Annotated in this window: 18 protein-coding genes; 6 read left to right on the top strand and 12 right to left on the bottom strand. The window is 71.9% G+C overall.

Translation table 11 applies throughout. The annotated features are described in order from the left end of the window. Nucleotides 1–46: 46 nt before the first annotated feature. The 4 genes from ACFY2A_RS05435 to ACFY2A_RS05420 form a co-directional block, all read right to left on the bottom strand. Nucleotides 47–1,006 (bottom strand): VWA domain-containing protein, encoded by a 960-nt coding sequence (locus tag ACFY2A_RS05435; protein WP_387168828.1) that lies wholly within the window; start codon nucleotides 1,004–1,006, stop codon nucleotides 47–49. Next, nucleotides 1,003–1,992 carry a DUF58 domain-containing protein gene (locus ACFY2A_RS05430; protein WP_387169483.1) on the bottom strand — a complete coding sequence of 330 codons (990 nt, stop codon included), beginning with the start codon at nucleotides 1,990–1,992 and terminating at the stop codon, nucleotides 1,003–1,005. The genes ACFY2A_RS05435 and ACFY2A_RS05430 overlap by 4 nt, the downstream gene beginning before the upstream one ends. A 26-nt stretch (nucleotides 1,993–2,018) precedes the next feature. Further along, the gene (locus ACFY2A_RS05425; RefSeq protein WP_387168825.1) at nucleotides 2,019–3,068 is read right to left on the bottom strand and encodes an AAA family ATPase; all 1,050 of its coding nucleotides are present in this window, start codon (nucleotides 3,066–3,068) and stop codon (nucleotides 2,019–2,021) included. 180 nt (nucleotides 3,069–3,248) lie between these two features. Continuing rightward, the gene (locus ACFY2A_RS05420; protein WP_363916897.1) at nucleotides 3,249–3,746 is read right to left on the bottom strand and encodes a hypothetical protein; all 498 of its coding nucleotides are present in this window, start codon (nucleotides 3,744–3,746) and stop codon (nucleotides 3,249–3,251) included. Nucleotides 3,747–4,174: 428 nt separating this feature from the next. Here ACFY2A_RS05420 and ACFY2A_RS05415 point away from each other — a divergent pair, with 428 nt between their 5' ends. After that, entirely contained in the window at nucleotides 4,175–5,164 is a 990-nt protein-coding gene (locus ACFY2A_RS05415) for an endonuclease/exonuclease/phosphatase family protein (protein ID WP_387169481.1), read from the top strand. A 42-nt stretch (nucleotides 5,165–5,206) separates the two neighbouring features. On the opposite strand, the gene cimA is transcribed toward ACFY2A_RS05415, so the two are convergent. Continuing rightward, the gene (gene cimA, locus ACFY2A_RS05410) at nucleotides 5,207–6,790 is read right to left on the bottom strand and encodes a citramalate synthase (protein ID WP_387168822.1); all 1,584 of its coding nucleotides are present in this window, start codon (nucleotides 6,788–6,790) and stop codon (nucleotides 5,207–5,209) included. 311 nt (nucleotides 6,791–7,101) lie between these two features. Here cimA and ACFY2A_RS05405 point away from each other — a divergent pair, with 311 nt between their 5' ends. Together ACFY2A_RS05405 and ACFY2A_RS05400 are read left to right on the top strand one after the other, a co-directional pair. After that, on the top strand, nucleotides 7,102–7,581 hold the full coding sequence (locus ACFY2A_RS05405) for a PRC-barrel domain-containing protein (protein WP_387168819.1): 480 nt from the start codon (nucleotides 7,102–7,104) through the stop codon (nucleotides 7,579–7,581). A 27-nt stretch (nucleotides 7,582–7,608) separates the two neighbouring features. Continuing rightward, the gene (locus tag ACFY2A_RS05400; RefSeq protein ID WP_387169480.1) at nucleotides 7,609–8,379 is read left to right on the top strand and encodes a tyrosine-protein phosphatase; all 771 of its coding nucleotides are present in this window, start codon (nucleotides 7,609–7,611) and stop codon (nucleotides 8,377–8,379) included. A 77-nt stretch (nucleotides 8,380–8,456) separates the two neighbouring features. On the opposite strand, the gene ACFY2A_RS05395 is transcribed toward ACFY2A_RS05400, so the two are convergent. Beyond that, nucleotides 8,457–9,557 carry a branched-chain amino acid aminotransferase gene (locus ACFY2A_RS05395; RefSeq protein WP_387168816.1) on the bottom strand — a complete coding sequence of 367 codons (1,101 nt, stop codon included), beginning with the start codon at nucleotides 9,555–9,557 and terminating at the stop codon, nucleotides 8,457–8,459. Nucleotides 9,558–9,758: 201 nt separating this feature from the next. Then, a complete protein-coding gene (locus ACFY2A_RS05390; protein ID WP_387168812.1) occupies nucleotides 9,759–10,790 on the bottom strand; it encodes a 3-isopropylmalate dehydrogenase in 1,032 nt (343 codons plus the stop codon). A gap of 222 nt (nucleotides 10,791–11,012) precedes the next feature. Between ACFY2A_RS05390 and ACFY2A_RS05385 the strand changes: the two genes are divergently transcribed. Both ACFY2A_RS05385 and ACFY2A_RS05380 read left to right on the top strand, forming a co-directional pair. Then, nucleotides 11,013–11,858, top strand: coding sequence for an FAD:protein FMN transferase (locus ACFY2A_RS05385; RefSeq protein WP_387169478.1), 846 nt, complete (start codon nucleotides 11,013–11,015; stop codon nucleotides 11,856–11,858). A gap of 342 nt (nucleotides 11,859–12,200) precedes the next feature. Next, nucleotides 12,201–12,560, top strand: a complete 360-nt coding sequence (locus ACFY2A_RS05380; protein ID WP_363916886.1) for a hypothetical protein — start codon at nucleotides 12,201–12,203, stop codon at nucleotides 12,558–12,560. Nucleotides 12,561–12,756: 196 nt separating this feature from the next. Here ACFY2A_RS05380 and serA read toward each other — a convergent pair whose 3' ends face one another. From serA to ACFY2A_RS05355, 5 genes are all read right to left on the bottom strand, one after another. Continuing rightward, on the bottom strand, nucleotides 12,757–14,355 hold the full coding sequence (gene serA / locus ACFY2A_RS05375) for a phosphoglycerate dehydrogenase (protein ID WP_363916884.1): 1,599 nt from the start codon (nucleotides 14,353–14,355) through the stop codon (nucleotides 12,757–12,759). Nucleotides 14,356–14,630: 275 nt separating this feature from the next. After that, nucleotides 14,631–15,644 carry a ketol-acid reductoisomerase gene (gene ilvC, locus ACFY2A_RS05370; protein ID WP_363916882.1) on the bottom strand — a complete coding sequence of 338 codons (1,014 nt, stop codon included), beginning with the start codon at nucleotides 15,642–15,644 and terminating at the stop codon, nucleotides 14,631–14,633. 84 nt (nucleotides 15,645–15,728) lie between these two features. Beyond that, nucleotides 15,729–16,244: an acetolactate synthase small subunit gene (gene ilvN / locus ACFY2A_RS05365; protein ID WP_210830076.1), complete on the bottom strand. Its 516-nt coding sequence runs from the start codon at nucleotides 16,242–16,244 to the stop codon at nucleotides 15,729–15,731. Next, nucleotides 16,244–18,115: an acetolactate synthase large subunit gene (locus ACFY2A_RS05360; protein WP_387168807.1), complete on the bottom strand. Its 1,872-nt coding sequence runs from the start codon at nucleotides 18,113–18,115 to the stop codon at nucleotides 16,244–16,246. The genes ilvN and ACFY2A_RS05360 overlap by 1 nt, the downstream gene beginning before the upstream one ends. 185 nt (nucleotides 18,116–18,300) lie before the next feature. After that, nucleotides 18,301–20,712 (bottom strand): putative bifunctional diguanylate cyclase/phosphodiesterase, encoded by a 2,412-nt coding sequence (locus ACFY2A_RS05355; RefSeq protein ID WP_387168805.1) that lies wholly within the window; start codon nucleotides 20,710–20,712, stop codon nucleotides 18,301–18,303. Nucleotides 20,713–20,822: 110 nt separating this feature from the next. On the opposite strand from ACFY2A_RS05355, the gene ilvD reads away from it, so the two are divergent. Beyond that, a complete protein-coding gene (gene ilvD / locus ACFY2A_RS05350) occupies nucleotides 20,823–22,670 on the top strand; it encodes a dihydroxy-acid dehydratase (protein ID WP_387168802.1) in 1,848 nt (615 codons plus the stop codon). Nucleotides 22,671–22,677: the final 7 nt, after the last annotated feature.

The raw sequence follows: 22,677 nt of genomic DNA, 5'->3' as shown, positions 1-22,677 counted from the left end.
CGTGTGCGGCCGGCTGCGGCCGCTGTCGCGGATCGGGGGGTCGGATTCAGGGCAGGCGGGAGAACCAGCGCATCGAGCCGACCGCCGCGCCCATCGCGAAGACCAACCCGAGCCCGATGAACCGGGCCGAGACGTCCTGCCGCACCTTGCGCCAACCCACCGAGCTGCCGATGTCGTCGTAGACGGCCCGTAGTTCGGCGCTCGTACCGGCCTCGTGGAAGCCGCCCCCGGTCTCCTCGGCCACGGCCCGCAGCGTCTCCCCGTCGACCGGCACCTGGATCGGCCGCCCACCCCGGTCGACGAAGCCGCCCGGGGTGCCGAACGAGATGCTGTGCACCGGTACGTCGAGGGCCAGCGCCTCGGCGGCGGCCTCCATCGGATCCATGCCCGAGGTGTTCGCTCCGTCGGAGAGCAGGATGATCCGGGCCGGTGGCGGCTCGGTCGCGGCCTTGTCGTCGAGCGCCTTCACGGCACCCAGCGAGGTGCTGATCGCCTCGCCGATCGCGGTGCCCTGCACACCCGTCGCCCCCTCGGCCAGCCGCTCGATCCCGTCGTGCAGCGCTTCCCGGTCGGTGCCCGGTGGCACCAGCACCGCCGCGCTGCCGGCGAACGCGACAAGTCCCACGTTGAACTCCCGGGGCAGGCCGTCGGCGAACCGCCGGGCGGCGCTCTTGGCCGCGCTGAGCCGGTCCGGCTCGACGTCACCGGCGAGCATCGAGGTGGAGACGTCCACCGCGACCATCACGGTGGCGCGTTCCCGGGGCACCCGGACCTCGGCGGTGGGACGGGCGAAACCGACCACGAGCAGGGCCAGCATCGCGAGGAAGAGGCCGGCCGGCAGGTGCCGGCGCCAGGTCGGGCGCCGGGGTGCCACCCGGTCGAGCAACCGCAGGTTGGTGAAGCGGACCGCGTACCGGCTGCGACGCCGCTGCGCCACCAGATACGCCGCCGCCAGTGCGAGCACGCCGAGCAGCAGCCAGAGCCGGACGGGTGACTGCCAGATCACGCCACACCTCCCCGATGCGCCGGGGCCGCCGCGGTCGCCAGCCGACGCTGCGCGTGCACGTGCCGGACGATGTCGACGGTCCAGTCCCGGTCGGTACGCAGCGCCAGGTGGGTCGCACCGGCCCGACGCAGGGCGTGCCGGACCTGTTCACGTTGGGCGGCCGCCGCCGCCGCGTAGCGCTCGCGCAGGTGTCGGTCGCCGGTCCACACCTCGCGGCGTTCGCCGGTCTCCGGGTCGACCAGGGTGATCAGTCCGACGTCCGGCAGCTCCAGCTCGCGGGGGTCGGTGACCTCGACCGCGAGCACCCGGTGGCGCACCGAGAGCCGGCGTAGCGGACGCTCCCAGAGGGCCGGCAGCCGCGGATCGTCGGGCAGGCCGTCGAGGAAATCGGAGACCACCACCACCAGACCACGCCGGTGAGCCACCCGGCGCACCTCGGCCAGCGCGTCGGCCAGCCCGGCGGCGGGCGCCGCCCGGGGCGCGGTGTCCGGGTGGTCGCCGGCCCGGGGCGCGGCCAGCAACGCGCGCAGCAGCCCGAACAGGTGGGTACGCCCGCCGCGCGCCGGCACCCGGTGCAGCCCGTACGGCGTGAGCACCTGCGCGCCGAGCCGGTTGCCCGGTCCGGCGGTGAGGAAACCGATGGTGGCGACCGCAGCGACCGCCAGTTCCCGCTTGTCCAACTCGGCGGTGCCGTACTCCATGCTGGGGCTGGCGTCGACAAGCAGCCACGTGGTCAGCTCCCGGTCGGCGTCCACCTCCCGCACGTGCGGCACGGCGGTGCGGGCCGTCACCGACCAGTCCATCCGACGCACCTCGTCCTCACCCGGCCGGTACTCGCGGCTGCCCGCTGGTTCGCTGCCGGGACCGGGCAGCAGGCCGTGCCGCTCGCCGTGCAGCAGGCCGTCGAGACGCCGGGTCACCGTGAGTTCCAGCCGCCGCAACCGCTGGTCGGGGGTGAGGTCGGCGAGCACCGGGTCGGCCGCCACCGGCGGCGTGGGGTTCCGGCGGCCCATCAGGCGATCGCCAGGTCGGTCGCGTACTCCGGCCTGGTGGTGGCCACCCGGGGCGGCGGGATCGCCTCGACCAGCCGATGGACGACCCACTCGGCGCTGACCCCGTCGGCGACCGCGTCGAAGGAGAGCACCAGCCGATGGGCCAGTACGTCCACGGCGAGTTCCCGGACGTCGTCGGGCAGGACGTAGCCACGTCCCCGGAGCAGGGCCTGGGCGCGGGCGGCCGAGACCAGGCCGAGGGTGGCACGTGGGCTGGCACCGTAGGCGAGCAGCCCGGCCATCTCCGGCAGCCCGAACCGGCCTGGATCACGGGTGGCGAGGATGAGCCGGACCACGTACTCGGCGATGGCGTGATGGACGAACACCTGCCTGGCCTGACGCTGGAACTCGCGCAGCCGGTCCGGGTCGAGCACCCGGTGGGCTCGGGGACGGTCGGCGCTCATCCGGTAGAGAATGGCCAACTCGTCGGCGCCGTCCGGGTAGTCGACGACGATCCTCATCAGGAAACGGTCCCGCTGCGCCTCCGGCAGCTGGTAGACCCCTTCCGATTCGATGGGGTTCTGGGTGGCCAGCACCAGGAACGGCTCCGGTACCGGGTGGCTGCGTCCGCCGATCGACACCTGACGCTCAGCCATCGCCTCCAGCAACGCTGACTGCACCTTCGCCGGCGCGCGGTTGATTTCGTCCGCCAGCACCAGGTTCGCCATCACCGGGCCCAGCTCGACGTCGAAGCTCTCCTTCGAGGCGCGGTAGATCCGGGTGCCGACGATGTCGGAGGGTACGAGGTCGGGGGTGAACTGGATGCGGGAGAAGTTGCCACCCACCACCGTCGCGAGGGTCTGCGCGGCGAGGGTCTTGGCCACCCCCGGTACGCCCTCCAGCAGGCAGTGCCCGTCGGCGAGCAGCGCGACCAGGAGGCGTTCGACGAGCCGATCCTGCCCGACGATCACGCGTTTGACCTCGAAGAGCGTCTGGTCCAACTGCGCCGCGGTCGCGTCCGGATCGGCCGGGCTGGGCAGGCTGGCCATGGTGTCCGAGATGTCCGTCACGGTGCTTGCTTCCCGAGGCGACCGGCGGACAAACGTCGGAATTTCCGGCCCTCGGCCACCCAGACCACGCGATCGGCACCGTTACCGGACAGCACCTGCGGCTGGTCGCCGGCCTGCCGGAGCGGCCCCGGCACGACACCGGCCTCCGTCGCGTGACGGAGGCCGGTGACAGTGGACGGATCAGCGGTGCACGAGGAGGTAGAACGGGAGGTCGGCGGGGACGCCGGCGGAGTCGCGGGTCTGAATGAAGACCGCGTTCGGGGTGAGCAGCCGCCGCGCGACCGAAATCTCACCGGCAGGTGGGATGCAGCACGAGGTCGCCCGGCCGATCGTCGCCACGTAGATGCCGTTCGTGACGTTGCTGCCGAACTGCACCTCGTACTCACCGACGCCGTACTTGATGACGACGCCGGCGCCGCGAGCCTTGGTGCCGTTGGCGTTGACGGCCGTGGCGTAGAAGCCGGCGACGGCCTGGGTGCTCATCCCGTCGCCCTTCGCGAGGGCGGCCTTCGCGCTGTTCAGTGAGGCCGTGGTGACGGCCGGCTGCTGGGCGGTGCGGGCGGCGGGCTGGGCGGACTCGGCGGTCGGCTTCGCCGCGGCGATGCCGCCGCCGGCCAGTGCCAGCGCCAGGGCCGCGATCGCCACCGCAGCCGTCTTACGTCGGAATAATCTGGTCATGACGGGTCTCCCTTTTTCAGGCGTGGAGATACGGCCGGCCCGTGGCACACGGGGCGGTTGTTGCCTTTTTCGATTCGGGCGGCAATGAGATCACCGCCTGCGCACCCCGTCCGGGAGCGCACCCGCAGGCGTATCCCGCTCGCCGACTGTCATGCACCCTGAGCTGGGGATTCATGCCAGAGCGCAGCCTCCCGAGCAGCTGAAACGTAGCACCGAAAAATGCCGGGGGTCAATAGTGCAAATGCCCTCGGCGAGTTGTCGGATCAACGCCAGCAATCGCGAAAAGTGAAGCCGTGGACAATTCGCGAAATCGATTCGAGAAGCCACTGCGGATCTTTTTCTGGCTGTCGTACGAGGCACGGTCGGGCGGCGTTTCGACGCCGGGCGGTGCGCGCCGGGCGAGATTCAGTAGCCTGCCTGCCGTGGAGATCACCATCGGTCGCCGGACATGGCGGCCGTCAGGCGTCGGTCTGCTCTGCTGGCTGGCGGTCGTGCCGGGTGCCGGGTGGGCGTTGGCGCGGTCGATCGGTCTGGACCGGGGACCGCTGGTGCAGGCGTTGGCCTTCACGCCGTACGTGACGCTCGGGAGCCTGGCCCCACTGGTGCTCGCGCTCGCCCTGCGCCGCCGGGCCCCGGCGTTCGTCGCGGCGCTGACCACCCTGGCCCTGGTCGCGCTTGTCGCACCCCGCGCCCTGCCCGCGCCGCAGCCGAACGCCGCCGGGCCGACCGTGCGGGTGCTCACCGCCAACCTGCTCGCCGGTGCCGCCGACAGGGAGGCGGTGGTGGAGCTGGTGCGCACCCGGCAGGTCGACCTGCTGCTCGTGCAGGAGCTCACGCCGGCGGCCGAGGCCGGGCTGGACCGGCTCGGCCTCGACCGCTTGCTGGCGCACCGGCAGCTCAACCCGGTCGTCGGCACCCCCGGCTCCGGGCTGTACGCCCGTCACCCGCTCAGCGACGGCGGCATCCGCCGGCTACGCAGCGCCTGGGGCTTCACGCAGGCGTACGCGACCGTCGCGGTGCCCGGCGCGCCCCCGGTACGCGTCGAGTCGGCGCACCCGGCCGCCCCGTACGCGATCGACCAGGTGGAGTTCTGGCGCGCCGACCTGGCCGCCCAGCCGGCGGCCACCCCCGACGGACCGTTGAGCATCCTCGCCGGGGACTTCAACGCCACCCTCGACCACGGTCCGCTGCGCACCCTGCTCGGCACCGGCTATGTCGACGCCGCCGCCTCGGTCGGCGCCGGGCTCACCGGCACCTGGGGGCCGTACGACGGCGACCCCATCCCGCCCGTGGTGATCGACCACGTGCTGGTGGACCGTCGCATCGCCGTGCGGGACGTGACGGTCCACCCGTTGCCCGGCAGCGACCACCGCATGGTCCTCGCCGAGCTGCGGCTACCCACCGCCGAGAGCCGGTAGGGCACGCCCGCACCCCGGCGCGGGCCTGCATTCCGGCGCCGGCTACACCCGGGCGCGGTCCAGCCCGTAGGTCAGCGCGTCGACCAGCGCGTGCCAGCTCGCCTCGACCACGTTGGGGTGTACGCCGACGGTGGTCCAACCGCCGCCCCGCCCGTCGGCCGTCTCGACAAGTACCCGGGTCACCGCGCCCGTGCCGTGACTGCCCTCGAGGATCCGCACCTTGTAGTCGGCCAACTCGAAGTCCCGCAACTCCGGGTAGTGCCGGCCGAGGCCGACGCGGAGTGCCTCGTCCAACGCGTTCACCGGCCCGTTGCCCTCGGCCGTGGCGATCACCCGTTCCCCGCGTACCCGGATCTTGACGGTCGCCTCGGAGACGACTGCGCCGTCCTCGCGGTGCTCGACCAGCACCCGGTACGACTCCAACGCGAACGGCCGCGCCGGCGCGGCGTCCGGCAGCTCGGAGCGGACCAGCAGCTCGAACGAGGCATCGGCGGCCTCGAACGACCAGCCGCCGGCCTCCAGTTCCTTGACCCGGTTGGTGACCCGGGACAGGGTCTCCGGATGGCCGGCCAGCTCCAACCCCAGCTCGCGGCTCTTCAGCTCGATGCTGGCCCGGCCGGCCATCTCGGTGACCAGGATCCGCATGTCGTTGCCGACCACCTCGGGCTCCACGTGGTTGTAGAGCAGCGGATCCACCTTGATCGCACTCGCGTGCAGCCCCGCCTTGTGGGCGAAGGCCGCAGCCCCGGCGTACGCCTGGTGGGTGTCGGGGGCGATGTTGGCGATCTCGGCGATGGCGTGGGAGACCCGCACCATCTGCTCCAGGCAGCCATCCGGTAGGACCGGCAGCCCGAGCTTGAGTTGGAGGTTCGCGACGACCGCGAAGATGTCGGCGTTGCCGGGCCGCTCGCCGTACCCGTTGGCGGTGCCCTGCACGTGGCGGACCCCGGCCTCGACGGCGGCGATGGTGTTGGCCACCGCGCAGGCGGTGTCGTTCTGGGCGTGCATGCCGAGCAGTTCCGGCGCGATGCCGATCCGGTCGGTGAGGTCGACGATGGCGGCGGTCACCTGGGACGGCAGCATTCCGCCGTTGGTGTCGCAGAGTACGAACCGCTCGGCACCCGCCGCGAGGGCGGTCTCCACCACCGACGCGGTGTACGCCGGATCGTGGCGGTAGCCGTCGAAGCTGTGCTCGCCGTCGACGAAGACCCGCCGACCCTCGGCGACCAGGTGGGCCACCGTGTCGTGGATCATCGCCAGGTTCTCCTTGGCGGTGGTGCGCAACGCCCGCTCGACGTGCCGCAGGTCGGCCTTGGCGACCAGGGCGATCGCCGGGGTCTGCGCGTCGAGCAGACCACGCACCTGCGGGTCGTCGGCGGCCACCGCACCGGCCCGGCGGGTGGCACCGAACGCGACCAGCACCGCGTGCCTGAGGTCGAGTTCGGTGAGCGCCCGGCGGAAGAACTCGGTGTCCTTCGGCACCGCGCCCGGCCATCCGCCCTCGATGAACCCGACACCGAACTCGTCGAGCAGCCGGGCCACCGCGAGCTTGTCGACCACCGAGTAGCTGAGCCCCTCGCGCTGGGCGCCGTCGCGCAGCGTGGTGTCGTAGACCTGAAACGTCATGGTGATCCCTTCGTCAGGCACCGGCCAGCGCAACAAAAAGACCCCCCGCGGCTGCGGGAGGTCTGCGCGCTCGGCGAGGGGAAGGCCGGCGCGCTAGTTGCCAATAATGCGGGCGGTGCTGGTCACGATCGGTACTCTGCCACCTCCGGATCGCTTTTGGGAGGCACAATCCACATCTCGGGACAGTCGGTGACCTCTGTGCCGGATGGTTTTCCTGGTGTAGACCGCCGGTCCACGGGTAGGAGCTTTCGGGACAACGAAACACCTTCCTCCGAGACGGCCCGATGAGGGGCCGGGGCAGGAGACATCCCATGGACAGGCTCGACCCGAACACCACGAACACCACGAACACCACTAACGCCACGCCCGACCCGGAGCTGCGCGCCGTCGACCAGAGCGTCGTCGCGGGCGGCACCCCCGCCGGTGCCTTCGACCCCTGGAGCTACCGGAACGAGGCCGGCGTGGCCGGCGCAAACCTGGTCGGCTACAAGGTGGAGGCCAGCGACGGCTCGATCGGCAAGATCGACAGTGACAGCAGCGAGGTCAACGCCAGCTACCTGGTGGTGGACACCGGGCCGTGGATCTTCGGCAAGAAGGTCATGCTGCCGGCCGGCACGGTGAACCACGTCGACCACGAGGAGCAGAAGGTCTTCGTCGACCGCACCAAGGACCAGATCAAGGCGGCGCCGGAGTACGACGAGACGGCCACCGACCCGGCCTACCGGGACAAGCTCGGCGGCTACTACAACGACACGTACGCGGCCACCCCGCCCGGTAGCGGGCTGCGGTAACGCGAACCGGTTGAACGGCCGGTGGGCATCGACCCACCGGCCGTTTACCGTGTCAGGGTGGGTTCCATCGAGGTCAACCGCAGGATTCCGTTCACCACCGCCTTCAACTTCCGGGACGTGGGCGGCTACCGCACCGAGGACGGCCGCGCGGTGCGCACCGGCCGGCTCTACCGATCCGACTCGCTGCACCGCATCGGTGACGACGACCGGGACACCTTCGCAGCACTCGGCGTACGGACCGTCATCGACCTGCGCCGGCCGCAGGAGGTCGAACGCGACGGCCGGGTCCCCGACTTCGACGGGCTGACCTACCGGCACATCCACCCGGAGCACGCGGAATGGGGCAAGCGGCCCTACCAGCCCGGCAGCGACCTGGCCCGCTACCTCGCCGACCGGTACGCCGACCTGGCCCGCACCGGGACCGCCGGGCTGGCCGAGGCGATCGGCTTGATCGCCGACGGGGCGAACGCGCCGGTGGTGGTGCACTGCGTCGCCGGCAAGGATCGCACCGGCATCGTCTGCGGGCTGACGCTCGCCGTCCTCGGGGTCGACGACGGCGAGATCGCGGCGGACTACGCGCTGAGCACCGAGGCGTCGCAGCGGTTCAGCGCCTGGGTCTCGGCCACCTTCCCGGACTCCCCCGAGATCCCGGCACCGTTCCTGTCCTCACCGGCCGAGACGATGCTGCTCTTCCTCGCCGAGATCCGCGAGGGTCACGGCTCCGTCGACAACTACCTGCGCCACGCGGGCGTCACCGACGCCCAGCTCGCCGCGCTGCGAACCCACCTGCTGGGCTGAAGCGTGTCGAGGGCCCGTACCAGGCACTGAAGGCTCTCCGCGTCACGCCGGGCGTGACGCGGAGCCCTTCGCACCTCTCAGAACACGCGGTGGACCCAGTTGTGCGGGTCCTCCGCCTTGCCCCGCTGAAGATCCACCAACTGTTGGCGCAGCGCCATGGTGACGGTGCCCGGCTCCCCGCCGGCCACAGCGAACTCCCCGTCCGGGTAACGGACCTGCCCGATCGGGGTGATCACCGCCGCGGTGCCGCAGGCGAAGACCTCGCGCAGCCGGCCGCTGGCGGCGTCGGCCCGCCAGTCGTCGAAGGTCACCGGCCGCTCCTCGACCCGGTGCCCGGCCGCCGCGGCCAGGGTGAGCACCGACTCGCGGGTGATGCCGGGCAGGATCGTGCCGGTCAGCGGCGGAGTGGCGATCGACCCGTCGTCGTAGACGAAGAAGACGTTCATACCGCCCAGCTCGTCGACGAACCGGCGCTCCACGGCGTCGAGGAAGACCACCTGGTCGCAGCCGTGTTCGAGGGCCTCGGCCTGGGCGGCCAGCGAGGCGGCGTAGTTGCCGCCGCACTTGGCCGCGCCGGTGCCGCCGGGCGCCGCCCGGGTGTAGTCGGGCGAGACCCAGACCGTCACCGGCTTGACCCCGCCGGAGAAGTACGCCCCGACGGGTGAGGCGATCACCGAGTAGAGGTACTCGTTGGCCGGACGGACGCCGAGGAAGACCTCGCTGGCGAACATGAACGGCCGCAGGTAGAGGCTGCCGCCGTCGTCGCCGTCGGGAATCCACTCCCGGTCGATCTCGATCAGCCGGTGCAGCGAGTCCACGAAGGTCTGCTCCGGCAGCGCCGGCATGGCCATCCGGGCGGCCGAGGTGTTGAACCGGGCCGCGTTCGCGTACGGGCGGAACATCGTCACTCCGCCGTCGGCCGCGCGGTACGCCTTCATGCCCTCGAAGATCTCCTGGGCGTAGTGCAGCACGGCACTGGCGGGATCCATCGGGATCGGCGCGCGCGCCTCGACCCGGGCGTCGTACCAGCCCTTGCCGTCGGCGTAGCGGATGGTGACCATATGGTCGGTGAACACCCGGCCGAACCCGGGGTTTGCCAGCAGCGCAGCCCGGTCGGTGGCGGATACCGGTGCGGGGTTCGGACGGATCTCGAAGTCGATCTTGTCACCACCGCTCATCGCGCTGACCTCCCTGGGGGGGACGACGGCATGCGCCGACCGCACGCCGGAAACATGTTTGTGCCAGAAACCTACCCCGAACGGTCGTTCAGCGGATAGGTCCACCGGTGGACAGGTGGCACGCCACCGGTGCGTGGCCGCCGCGCCGCCCCTGCCCGGCCGGATCGGGGCAGCATCGACGGCCGGTGGGATCCGACCGGTTCAGCCGGCGGCCTGCGCCGCGATCCGGTCGCCCACCTCGGCGGTACGTACGGCTACCTCGGGGCTCCGGGCGGCCAGCTCCGCGCTGACCGCGGCGGTGATCCGGGCGGCGGCGTCGGCGTGCCCGAGCTGATCGAGCAGCAGCGCCGCCGAGAGTACGGCGGCGGCCGGGTCGGCCACGCCACGGCCGGCGATGTCCGGCGCGGAGCCGTGCACCGGCTCGAACATCGACGGGTACGCCCCCTCGGGGTTGATGCAGCCGCTGGCGGCCAACCCGATGCCGCCGGTCACCGCGGCGGCGATGTCGGTGAGGATGTCACCGAAGAGGTTGTCCGTGACCACCACGTCGTACCGCTGCGGCTGGGTGACCAGGAACATCGCCGCGGCGTCGACGTGCTGGTACTCGGTGGCGATGTCGGGGTGCTCGGCGGCGACCGCCTCGAAGGTGCGCGACCACAGCGAGCCGGCGTGGGTGAGCACGTTCGTCTTGTGCACCAGCGTCACCTTGCGCCGCTCGCGCCGGGCCGCGCGAGCGAAGGCGTCCCGGATCACCCGCTCGACACCGTGCCGGGTGTTCAGACTCTCCTCGGTGGCGATCTCGGCCGGGGTGCCCCGGTGCAGCGAGCCGCCGGCACCGGCGTACAGGCCCTCGGTGCCCTCGCGGACGACCACCAGGTCGACCTCGCCCGGCTTGACCGCCGCGAGCGGGCTGGTCACGCCCGGCCAGAGCCGCGACGGACGCAGGTTGACGTACTGGTCGAAGGCGAAGCGCAGCTTCAGCAGCAGACCGCGTTCCAGCACGCCGGGCGGCACCGTCGGGTCACCCACCGCGCCGAGCAGGATCGCGTCGTGCCCGGCCAGCTCGTTGAGCACCGCGTCGGGCAGGACCTCGCCGGTGCGGTGGTAACGTGCCGCACCGAGGTCGTACTCGGTCACCTCGACACCGGGCAGCACCGCGTCGACGACCTTGCGGGCCTCCGCGACCACCTCGGGGCCGATCCCGTCCCCGGCCACCACCGCGATCCGTGCCACGTCCGTCAGCTCCTTCGCTCGAATGGCTCGACGGTACGCCGCCGTCCCGCCCCCCGGTACGAGTGTTCCACTTTTCGGGAATTCAGTGACGCACAGCAGCTTCCCAGGCGGCATTCATGGCTCGGTCATCTCCGCTGCCTAGCGTGAGCCTGAGCGGGACGGGCCGTGGGCCCGGGCGAGCGCCGCGACGGGGCGGCACACGCCGAGGAGGGGACGGACGCGATGTGGACCGATGAGCAACCACGAACCCGCTGGGTGGACCCAACGGTCTTTCGCTTCCGCCGGCCCGACCTGCGACTCGGTGCCCGGGAGCAGCGGCCGGACCGCGCCGACCTGGTAGCCGGGGACCGGATCGCCGTCCGGCACACCGTCCGCACCTCGACTGCCGCGTACACCCTGCTGCTGAACGCCCCCGAGTGGCTGGGCCGGCGCGGCACCGGCGAGGCGCTGCGCGACGCCGTGGCCGAGTTGCGGGCGATCGACCTGACGTACGGCCCAAACCGCCCGGACAGCCTGGTGTCCCGGCTGCGCCGGGGAGAGATCAGCCCCGAGTCGTACCCACCGTTGACCGACCTGGTGGACCGGTGCGCCGCGATGCGCGCGGCCACGGACGGCTGGTTCGACGCCTGGGCGGTACCCGGCGGCTTCGACCCGGGCGGTCTGCTCGGCGGGTGGGCGGTCGAGCGGGCCGCGGCCCGGTTGCGCGACGCCGGCATCCACGACTACGCCGTGCTCACCGGCGCCGACCTGGTGGTACGCGGCCAGGCCGCACACGGTGGCCCGTGGCGGGTCGCGGTGCACCACCCCACCGACCGGGGCCGGGCACCGCTGCTGCTGGAGATGACGGCCGGCGCGCTCGGCACCTCGGGGGTGACCGGACGGCAGGGCCACGTGGTGGACCCGCACACGGGCGAGCCGGCCGGGCATCTGGTCGCCGCGACCGTGATCGGGCCCGACCTCGCCGTCGCCGACGCCTACGCCACCGCCCTGTACGCCGCCGGGCCGGCCGGGTTGGCCTGGTTCCGCCCCGGGTCGGACTACCGGGTGCTCTTCGCCGCACCCCGCTGACCCGCGCGGCCGGCGGAACTCGCGGAGGGGTTGGGGGCCGCGCGTGGCAGGAACAGCGATCGGCCTCCACGGTCGCGGCAACGACCGTGGAGGCCGGTCGACGACGAGTGCGCGTGGCTCGCGCAATCGAGGGGTGCGGGCCGCTCGGCCGGACGTCGACCTCGCCACCCGAAGACGGGCCGGCGCCACGTGCTCGGCAGGTGACCGCACCCGTACGTTATCGAATTGACGCGTTTCGCGGCAAGGGTTCCACAGGGGAGCATCTGCGCAATCCCGGTATCCCGACGGCTCGCCCGCAGGGCCCTTTCGACAAGGTGAACCGCAGATGGCACGCTGTCCGCCGTGAGTTTCGATCTGAGCGTGTGGGCCCTGGCGGACGGGGCGACGCCCGAGGATGTACGAGCGGCGGTGCAGCAGTGCCGCAGCGGCCGGCACCACGAGCGTCAACCGGACCCACGATGTGTGGCCTTTTACCGGGCGATCACCGCCAGCTACCCCGAGCAGCCGGCCGGCCCGAACACTCCCTGGGCGGTCGCGCCGCTGCACAAGGCGGCCGATCACATCGAGCTGAACCTGGACCCTGCCTGCCCCGACCAGGTGCTGCTCGACATCGAGCGGCTGGCCGGCGAGCATCGGCTGATGCTGTTCGACGCCCAGGACGGCTCGGTCTACCCGCCGCCCGGGGTACGGCTGCCCGGCTGACCGATCCACCGGTGCGGGCGGCGGGTCCGCGACGGCGTCGCCGGGTTGGCCGCGGGTCGGACGGCTTCCGGTCTGTCCGGCAAGGCGCCGCCACGGCGGACGCGGTGACCCGACCGCCGCTGCTCGGCGATCGGATGACGAGGGGCCCGACCATAGGCCGGGCCCCGTCGTGGCGTGCCTGGAGCGTTCGCGCGGGCTACTCGTCGCGCAGGTCGGCGGCGCTGGCCGAGACGGCGCCGATCGAGTCGGCGGCCGAGGTGAGCAGATCGGCACCGAGCGCCTGGTCCACGGTGAGGGTCATCAGCGTCTCACCGCCGGCCTCCCGGCGGGCCACCTGCATCGCCGCGATGTTGATGCCGGCCTGACCGAGCAGGGTGCCGACGATGCCCACCACGCCCGGGCGGTCGGCGTAGCGGAGGAAGAGCAAGATGCCCTCGGCGCCGATCTCCACGTCGAAGCCGTCCACCTCGGTCAACTTGATGACGTCGCGGGCGCCGGCCTGGGTGACGGTGCCGGAGACACTGACCGTGCGGCCGTCCGGCAGCGCGCCACGTACGGTGACCAGGACCGGGTGGTCGACGGTCTCGGTCTGGGTGGCCAGCGACACCTCCACCCCGCGCTGCGCGGCCAGGTGCGGCGCGTTGACGTAGGTCACCTGCTCCTCGACCACCGAGCTGAACAGGCCCTTGGTGGCGGCGAGCTTGAGCACCGTCACGTCGTGGTCGACGATCTCACCGCGTACCTCGACGGTGACGCTGGCGGCGACCCCACCGGCCACCGCGGTGAAGGCGCGGCCGAGCTTCTCGGCCAGCGGCAGCAACGGCCGGACGTCCTCGGCGACCACGCCACCGGCCTGCACGTTTACCGCGTCCGGCACGAACTCACCCTGCAGGGCGAGCTTCACGCTCTTGGCGACCGCCAAACCGGCCTTGTCCTGCGCCTCGGCGGTGGAGGCGCCCAGGTGCGGGGTGGCCACGACGTTGTCGAAGGCGAACAGCGGCGAGGAGGTGCACGGCTCCTTGGCGTAGACGTCCACCCCGGCACCGGCGACCCGGCCCTCGGCGAGCGCGTCGGCGAGGGCCTGCTCGTCGATCAGCCCACCCCGGGCGGCGTTGACGATCCGTACGCCCGGCTTGACGATGGACAGCTCCTTCTCGCCGATCAGGCCCACCGTCTCGGGGGTCTTCGGCAGGTGGATCGAGATGAAGTCGCTCTCCCGCAGCAGCTCCTCCAGACCGACCAGACGTACGCCGAGCTGCGCGGCCCGGGCCGGCTGGATGTACGGGTCGTACGCGATGAGCCGGGTGCCGAACGCGGCGATCCGGGAGGCGAAGAGCACGCCGATACGACCGAGACCGACCACGCCGACGGTCTTGCCCTGGAGCTCCACCCCGGTGTACTTCGACCGCTTCCACTCCCCCGCCTTGAGCGCTGCGCTGGCGCTGGCGGTGTTGCGGGCGACCGCGAGCAGCAGCGCGACGGCCTGCTCGGCGGCGGAGACGATGTTGGAGGTGGGTGCGTTGACGACCATGACGCCCCGTGCGGTGGCGGCCGGCACCTCGACGTTGTCCAGGCCGACACCGGCCCGGGCCACGACCTTGAGTCGGGGGGCGGCGGCGATCGCCTCGGCGTCGATCTGGGTGGCGCTGCGGACGATGACGGCGTCGGCCTCGGAGAGCGCCGAGAGCAGGGCCGGGCGGTCGGTGCCGTCCACGTGCCGGACGTCGAAGTCGTGGGCGAGCACCTCGATGGCGGCGGGGGCGAGTTCTTCGGCGATCAGTACGACAGGAGTCATTGGTCCTCGTAGATGTCGTCAGAGCGGTCGGCCGGAGGCTGGGCGCTGCGCTGCGCCCGGCGCGCTCCCGGGCCATGGCCGTCAGGTGCCGCCTGGAGCACCTACCCGCGATCGTAGGGGGCGGGCCGCCCGGCGTGCCCCGGAGTGTGGGGTGAGTGCCCTCACAAACCGGACGTGACGTGCGTGTTAACGATCGTTAGCCGCGCGGATACAGCACGGCACCCGGACCCGGCGTCGGGGAGAACGCCGGGTCCGGGTGCCGCTGGGGAAAGCGCTCAGGCGGTCTCGGTGATCGGCCGGTCCACCCAGCTCATCATGCCGCGCAGCTTCGCGCCGGTCTCCTCGATCGGGTGCGCCGCGCCCTCGGTCCGCCACTTGTTGTAGTTGGGGCGGCCGGCCTCGTCCTCGGCCACCCACTCGCGGGCGAACTCGCCGTTCTGGATCTCACCGAGGATCTTGCGCATCTCCTCCTTGACCCGGCCGTCGATGACCCGAGGTCCACGGGAGAGGTCGCCGTACTCCGCGGTGTCGGAGACGCTGTAGCGCATCCGGGCGATGCCGCCCTCGTACATCAGGTCCACGATCAGCTTCAGCTCGTGCAGGCACTCGAAGTAGGCCACCTCGGGCGCGTAGCCCGCCTCGGTGAGCACCTCGAAACCGGTCTGCACAAGCGCCGCCGCACCGCCGCAGAGCACCGCCTGCTCACCGAAGAGGTCGGTCTCGGTCTCCTCGGTGAAGGTGGTCTTGATCGCGCCGGCCCGGGTGCCGCCGATGCCCTTGGCGTACGACAGGGCCAGCGCGAACGCGCTGCCGCTACCGTCCTGCTCGACGGCGACCAGGCAGGGCACGCCCTTGCCGTCGACGTACTGCCGGCGAACCAGGTGACCGGGGCCCTTCGGGGCGACCATCGCCACGTCCACCTCGGCCGGGGGCTTGATCAGCCCGTACCGGATGTTGAAGCCGTGCCCGAAGAACAGTGCCTTGCCGGGAGCTAGGTTCGGCGCGATCGACTCGGCGTAGATGTGGCGCTGCGCGGTGTCCGGGGCGAGGATCATGATCACGTCGGCCTCGGCCGCCGCCTCGGCCGGGGTGAGCACCCGCAGCCCCTGCTCCTCGGCCTTCGGCCGGCTCTTCGAGCCCTCCGGCAGACCGATCACCACGTCGACACCGGAATCACGCAGCGACAACGCGTGCGCGTGCCCCTGGCTGCCGTAACCGATCACGGCGACCTTCTTCGCCTGGATCAGGCCCAGGTCGGCGTCGTCGTCGTAGTACACCTCAACGCTCATGACTTCCCTTTCGTACGGCGGCCGCAGCGGCCCGTCGTGGCTGGTGGCCGGCCCCGGTCACGCGGACCCGGGCCGGGAATGGGGTCAGGCGGCCCGCAGGGCCGGACCGGCGGTGATCGCACGCGAGCCGCGCCCGATCGCCACCAGGCCCGACTGGACCATCTCCTTGATGCCGAAGGGCTCAAGGTCGCGCAGCAGCGCGTCGAGCTTGTCCGGAGTGCCGGTCGCCTCGACGGTGAGGGTGTCGGCGGCCACATCGACCACCCGGGCCCGGAACAGGTTCACCGTCTCCAGGACCTGGCCGCGGGCGTTCCGGTCCGCCCGCACCTTCACCAGCAGCAGCTCGCGGGCCACCGAGGTGCTCGGATCCAGCTCGACGATCTTGAGTACGTTGACCAGCTTGTTGAGCTGCTTGGTGACCTGTTCCAGCGGCGAGGACTCCGCGTTGACCACGATGGTGATCCGCGAGACGTCCGGGTTCTCGGTCTCGCCGACCGCGAGGCTGTCGATGTTGAACCCGCGCCGGGAGAACAGCCCGGAGACCCGGGCCAGCACGCCGGGCTTGTTCTCCACCAGAACGGAGAGGGTGTGAATGGTCATTAAATGTCGTCCTCGTCGAAGGCCGGGCGGACGCCGCGGGCGAACATGATCTCGTCGTTGCTGGTGCCGGCAGGAACCATCGGCCACACCATGGCGTCCTTGCCGACCACGAAGTCGATGACCACCGGCGCGTCGTTGATGGACATGGCCATCTCGATGGTCCGGTCCACCTCCTCGGCGGTCTCGCAGCGCAGCCCGACGCAGCCGAGTGCCTCGGCCAGCTTGACGAAATCGGGGATGCGGTGCTTGTGGGTGCCGAGGTCGGTGTTGGAGTACCGCTCGCCGTAGAAGAGCGTCTGCCACTGGCGGACCATGCCGAGGTTGCCGTTGTTGATAACGGCGATCTTGACCGGGATGCCCTCCAACGCGCAGGTGGCCAGCTCCTGGTTGGTCATCTGGAAGCAGCCGTCACCGTCGATGGCCCAGACCACCGTGTCCGGCCGGCCCACCTTGGCGCCCATCGCCGCCGGCACCGCGTAGCCCATGGTGCCGAGGCCGCCGGAGTTGAGCCAGGTCTGCGGCTTCTCGTACGAGATGAACTGCGAGGCCCACATCTGGTGCTGGCCGACACCGGCGACGTAGATCGTGTCCGGACCGGCGATCTCACCCAGTCGCTTGATCACGTACTGCGGGGAGAGGGTGCCGTCGGACGGCTCCTCGTAGCCCAGCGGGTAACGCTCGCGCAGGTCGTCCAGCTGCGTCCACCAGTCGGCGATGTCGGCGCCCCGCCCCGCCGCGCGTTCGGCGGTGACCGCGGCCAGCAACTCGTCGATGACGTGCCGGGCGTCGCCGACGATCGGCACGTCCGCGTGCCGGTTCTTGCCGATCTCCGCCGGGTCGATGTCGGCGTGCACGACGGTGGCGTCCGGCGCGAAGGAGTCCAGCTTTCCGGTGACCCGGTCGTCGAACCGGGCACCCAGCGCCACGATCAGGTCGGCCTTCTGCAGCCCGTAGACCGCGGCGACGGTGCCGTGCATGCCGGGCATGCCCAGGTGCTGCCGGTGCGAGTCGGGGAACGCGCCGAGCGCCATCAGCGTGGTGATCACCGGGATGCCGGTCAGCTCGGCCAGCTTGCGTAGCCCCTCGGTGGCGCCGGCCTTCAGCACGCCACCGCCGACGTAGAGCACCGGCCGGCGGGCGGCGCTGATCAGCCGTGCCGCCTCGCGGATCTGCTTGCCGTGCGGGTGCAGCGTCGGCCGGTAACCGGGCAGGTCCAGGGTGGGCGGCCAGGCGAAGGTGGTCGGCGCCTGGAGGATGTCCTTGGGGATGTCCACCAGGACCGGCCCGGGACGCCCGGTCGAGGCCAGGTGGAACGCCTCGGCCAGCACCCGGGGAATCTCGCTGGCCTCCTGCACCAGGAAGTTGTGCTTGGTGATCGGCAGCGTGATGCCCTGGATGTCCGCCTCCTGGAAGGCGTCGGTGCCGATCGACGGGCTGGCCACCTGACCGGTGATCGCCACCAGCGGCACCGAGTCCATGTACGCGTCGGCGATCGGGGTGACCAGGTTCGTCGCGCCCGGACCGGAGGTGGCGATGCACACCCCGACCCGGCCGGTGGCCTGGGCGTAGCCGGTGGCGGCGTGACCGGCACCCTGCTCGTGCCGGACCAGGATGTGCCGCACGGTCGAGTCGTAGAGCGGGTCGTACGCCGGCAGGATCGCGCCGCCCGGGATACCGAAGACGACGTCTACGCCGAGTGCCTCCAGGGAACGCACCAGCGAGCCGGCACCGGACACCTGGGCCGGGGCGGGACGTGCCGCCGGGACGGCCGGCGAGGCGGCGCGGGTGTGGTCGGCGTCACCCGGCGTCTCGGCGGCGGTGCGGGCGCGCCGGGCGGAGTGGGCGAGCGTCTCGGGCGTGGGTCTCGTCATGGCGGTTGGCCTTCGGCTGGAGTGGGTGGGGCTGCTCACACTGTGGAACGCGGGCGCGGCCGGCGTTCGATTGGTTCGACGGCACTAAAAAGGCCCGCGTGCCAGATGCACGGGGCCAGCGCACTCTCAGTCAGGGAGAGTGCGCTCAGGTAAGTACTCGCAGCGACCGGTACGACGACATGGGCTCAAGACTGACGCATCTCATGCGATGAGTCAACTGATCCCACATTTTGGTTCACGGACGTCGGCGCGTCGCCACCCGGCGCGCCGATCGGACCGGGCGTGACCTGCCCGGGGACGCCCTCGCCCCGACGCTGGGCGGGTGGCCCGACGGGCCGCGGGGCTGGGCTGGCCGCAGCCGCTGGACGGGCCGGACGGGCACCCGGCGACGTGGCCGCGTCCAGCATCGCCTCCAGGTGCTCGGCCGGTACGCCCCAGCCGAACAACGCGCCCTGACCGAACCGGCAACCGGCGGCCACCACCGCAGCCAGCTCCGTGGGCGTGGTGACCCCCTCGGCGATCACCTCCAGGCCGAACTGGTGGCCCAACCGCATCACGATGTCGACCATCGGGGCGAAGGCCGGGCCATCGCGTCCTTCCGGCTGGACCGGCTCGTGCTCGGCGACCAGCCCATGATCGATCTTGAGGATGTCGATCGGGAGCCGTCGGAGCTGGTTGAGCGAGGAGTAGCCGGCACCGAAGTCGTCCAGGGCGATCCGCACACCGGTCAGCCGCAGCGCGGTCAGCCGCCGGATCAGCTCGTCAAGGTCGGTGGCGACCGCGTGCTCGGTGACCTCCAGCACCAGCCGCTGCGGCGGCACGTGATGGGCGCGCAGCGCCTCGGCGACCTGTACGACGTACTCGGGGGCGTGCAGCTCACGCGGGGAGACGTTTACCGACACCCAGACGTCGTGGCCCTCGGCCAGCCAGCGGGACAGCTGATAGCAGGCCTGGTGCAGCACCCAGGCACCGAGCTTGGCGATCATCCCGCTCTCCTCGGCGAGGGGGATGAACTCGTCCGGCCGGACGTTGCCCAGGTCGGGGTGACGCCACCGCAGCAGCGCCTCCGCGCCGACCGGGCGTACCGACGGCAGGGAGGCCACCGGCTGGAACACCAGCCGCAACTCGTCGCGCTCGATCGCGCCGCGCAACTCGTGCTCCAGCGTGGTGCGCCGGCGCAGCAGCCGGTCGTACGCACCGTCGTAGCGCTCGATCCGGTTCTTGCCGCGTTGCTTGGCGTAGCGCAGCGCCAGGTCCGCGTGCCGCAGTAGCAGCTCGACGTCGGGTTCGTCGGCCCAGCCGGCCAGGCCGATGCTGACCGAGAGGAAGACGGGAGCCTCGGGCTGCTCGTAGGCGCCACCGAGCACCCTCAGCAGCCGCTCCGCGACCACCCCTGCCCCGGCCGGGCCGCCGTGCATGAGCACCGCGAACTCGTCACCACCGAGCCGGGCGGCGAGATCACCGGGACGCAGATTGCCACGCAGTCGCCGCCCCACCTCGGCCAGCACGGCGTCGCCGACGTCGTGGCCCCGCATGTCGTTGACGTTCTTGAAGCCGTCCAGGTCCAGCCCGAGCAGCACGCACGGCACCCGCTCCTCGGCGCAGCGGTGCAGGGCCCGGAGCAGGCCGCGACGGTTGGCCAGGCCGGTGAGTGCGTCGGTGTGCGCGAGCTGCCGGAAATGCGCCTCGCGGTCGGCCAGCCGGCGGGCGTAGGCCCGCACGTCGTGCAGGGTGAGGTACTGCCGGGCGACCAGGGCGAACCCCTCGACGCTGCCGGCCGCGATGGCCAACCCGTCGAACCGGCCGTCTTGGAAGAGGTGGTACATCGCCGAGGCGGCCATGGCGCCCATCGGCACGAAGGCGTACTCGCCGTCGTGGCGGATCACGTCGATGGCGAGCTGGCCCGGCGGGTCGATGCGGTAGGCCGCCACCGCGGCGATCAGCAGCCCCACGGCGATCACGACCGCGCCGGTCAGCGCCAGTGCCGGCCCGGCCTGGCAGAGCCCGGCCGCGACACCCAACCCACCCACCGACACGGCGGTTATGCCGGTGCCCAGCACGGCCAGGCAGCCTCGGGGCGCCGGTGCCCGGAGCACCATGATCGCGGAGAGGCCGGCGCTCAACGCCGCGCTGACCGAGGCGATCAGGATCGACGGGCAGGCCGTCGGCGTCGCGTCGCCGAGCAGCCGGGTCGGCTCGGAGAACAGCACCCAGCCGACGAACCACAGCGCGGTGCCCACGATCACGCCGTCCAGCGCGAGCCGGGCCGCCGAGGGCACCGACCCGGTCACCCCGGGCAGGCGGAGCAGACCGAAGCAGAACAGCAGGCCGCCGGTGGCCGTGCCGAGCGCCACTAGCGTGGCCCAGGTGATGCGCTGCTGCTGCTCGTGCGCCCAGTGCTCGCTCGTGGTCACCGCCACGGCCACCCCGACCAGCATGGTCACCACCGCGAATGCGCCGCCGACGGCCAGCACGGCGTACGCCGGACGGTGGGGCGCGGCCCGGCGCCGGACGGCGGCGGCAAGCAACACGCCGGCCGTCAGGGCGATCAGCGCGCTCAGCACCGCAGCGCCGATCATGGCCGGGGGTGTGTGCACGACCTCAACTCTGCCGGATCGATGCCCGCCGTGGGGATCGGGTGTGCATCTGTTGGGACACGGCGCGACGCCCGTGTCCGACCGGCCGCAGCGGTGTCAGACTGGTGCACATGCCTGAGCTGCGGTCGAAGACCTCCACGCACGGTCGGACGATGGCCGGCGCCCGGGCCCTCTGGCGGGCCACCGGGATGACCGACGACGATTTCGGCAAGCCGATCGTCGCCATCGCGAACAGTTTCACCCAGTTCGTGCCGGGCCACGTACACCTCAAGGACATGGGTGGCCTGGTCGCCGACGCGGTGGCCGAGGCCGGCGGGGTGGGCCGGGAGTTCAACACCATCGCGGTGGACGACGGCATCGCCATGGGCCACGGTGGCATGCTCTACTCCCTGCCCAGCCGGGAGTTGATCGCCGACGCGGTCGAGTACATGGTCAACGCGCACTGCGCGGACGCCCTGGTCTGCATCTCCAACTGCGACAAGATCACCCCGGGCATGCTGCTGGCCGCGCTGCGGCTGAACATCCCAACCGTGTTCGTCTCCGGCGGCCCGATGGAGGCCGGTAAGACGGTGGCGATCGAGGGGATCGTGCACAGCAAGATCGACCTGATCGACGCGATGATCGCCTCCTCGAATGAGGCCGTCACCGACGAGCAGCTCGGCGAGATCGAGCGGTCCGCCTGTCCCACCTGCGGCTCCTGCTCCGGCATGTTCACCGCGAACTCGATGAACTGCCTCACCGAGGCGATCGGGCTGGCGCTGCCGGGCAACGGCTCGACGCTTGCCACCCACGCCGCGCGTCGGTCGCTCTTCGTCGAGGCCGGCCGCACCGCCGTGGAGATCGCCAAGCGGTGGTACGACGGCGACGACGCCTCGGTGCTGCCCCGCGAGGTGGCCTCCCGGGCCGCGTTCGAGAACGCCGTCGCCCTGGACGTGGCGATGGGCGGATCGACGAACACGATCCTGCACCTGCTGGCCGCCGCCCGCGAGGCCGAGCTGGACTTCTCCGTGGCCGACATCGACGCGATCTCCCGCCGGGTGCCGTGCCTGGCCAAGGTCGCCCCGAACTCGCCGCAGTACCACATGGAGGACGTGCACCGCGCCGGTGGAATCCCGGCCATCCTCGGCGAACTCGACCGCGCCGGCCTGCTGCGCCGGGACGTGCACGCGGTGCACTCCCCCACCCTGGAGCGCTGGCTGGCCGACTGGGACGTGCGCGCCGGTACCGCCAGCTCCGAGGCGACCGAGCTGTTCCACGCCGCACCGGGAGGGGTGCGCACCACCGAGCCGTTCTCCACCACCAACCGCTGGTCGTCGCTGGACACCGACGCGGCCGGCGGCTGCATCCGGGACCGCGAGCACGCGTACACCGCCGACGGCGGGCTGGCCATCCTCTACGGCAACCTCGCACCCGAGGGCTGCGTGGTGAAGACCGCCGGGGTGCCCGAGGAGTGCCTGACCTTCCGCGGCCCGGCGAAGGTCTACGAGTCGCAGGACGACGCGGTGACCGCAATCCTGGCCAAGGAGATCGTCGCCGGGGACGTCGTGGTGATCCGCTACGAGGGGCCCAAGGGCGGCCCCGGCATGCAGGAGATGCTCTACCCCACCTCGTTCCTCAAGGGCCGAGGGCTGGGCCGCGCCTGCGCGCTGCTCACCGACGGCCGCTTCTCCGGCGGCACGTCCGGTCTCTCCATCGGGCACGCCTCCCCCGAGGCCGCCTCCGGTGGGCTGATCGCGCTGGTCGAGCCGGGCGACGAGATCGTCATCGACATTCCGGCGCGCTCGATCGAGCTGAACGTGCCGGCCGACGTCCTGGACGCCCGCCGGGTCGCCCAGGAGAAGCGGGACCGCCCGTACACCCCGGTCGACCGGCAACGCCCGGTGTCGGCGGCGCTACGCGCGTACGCCTCGATGGCCACCTCGGCCAGCGACGGCGCCTACCGCCGCGTCCCGGAGTGACCGGCCG

It is taken from the genome of Micromonospora sp. NPDC000442, assembly GCF_042898635.1.
In the GTDB taxonomy this organism is placed as follows: domain Bacteria; phylum Actinomycetota; class Actinomycetes; order Mycobacteriales; family Micromonosporaceae; genus Micromonospora.
This window is presented reverse-complemented; position numbering and strand designations above follow the sequence as displayed.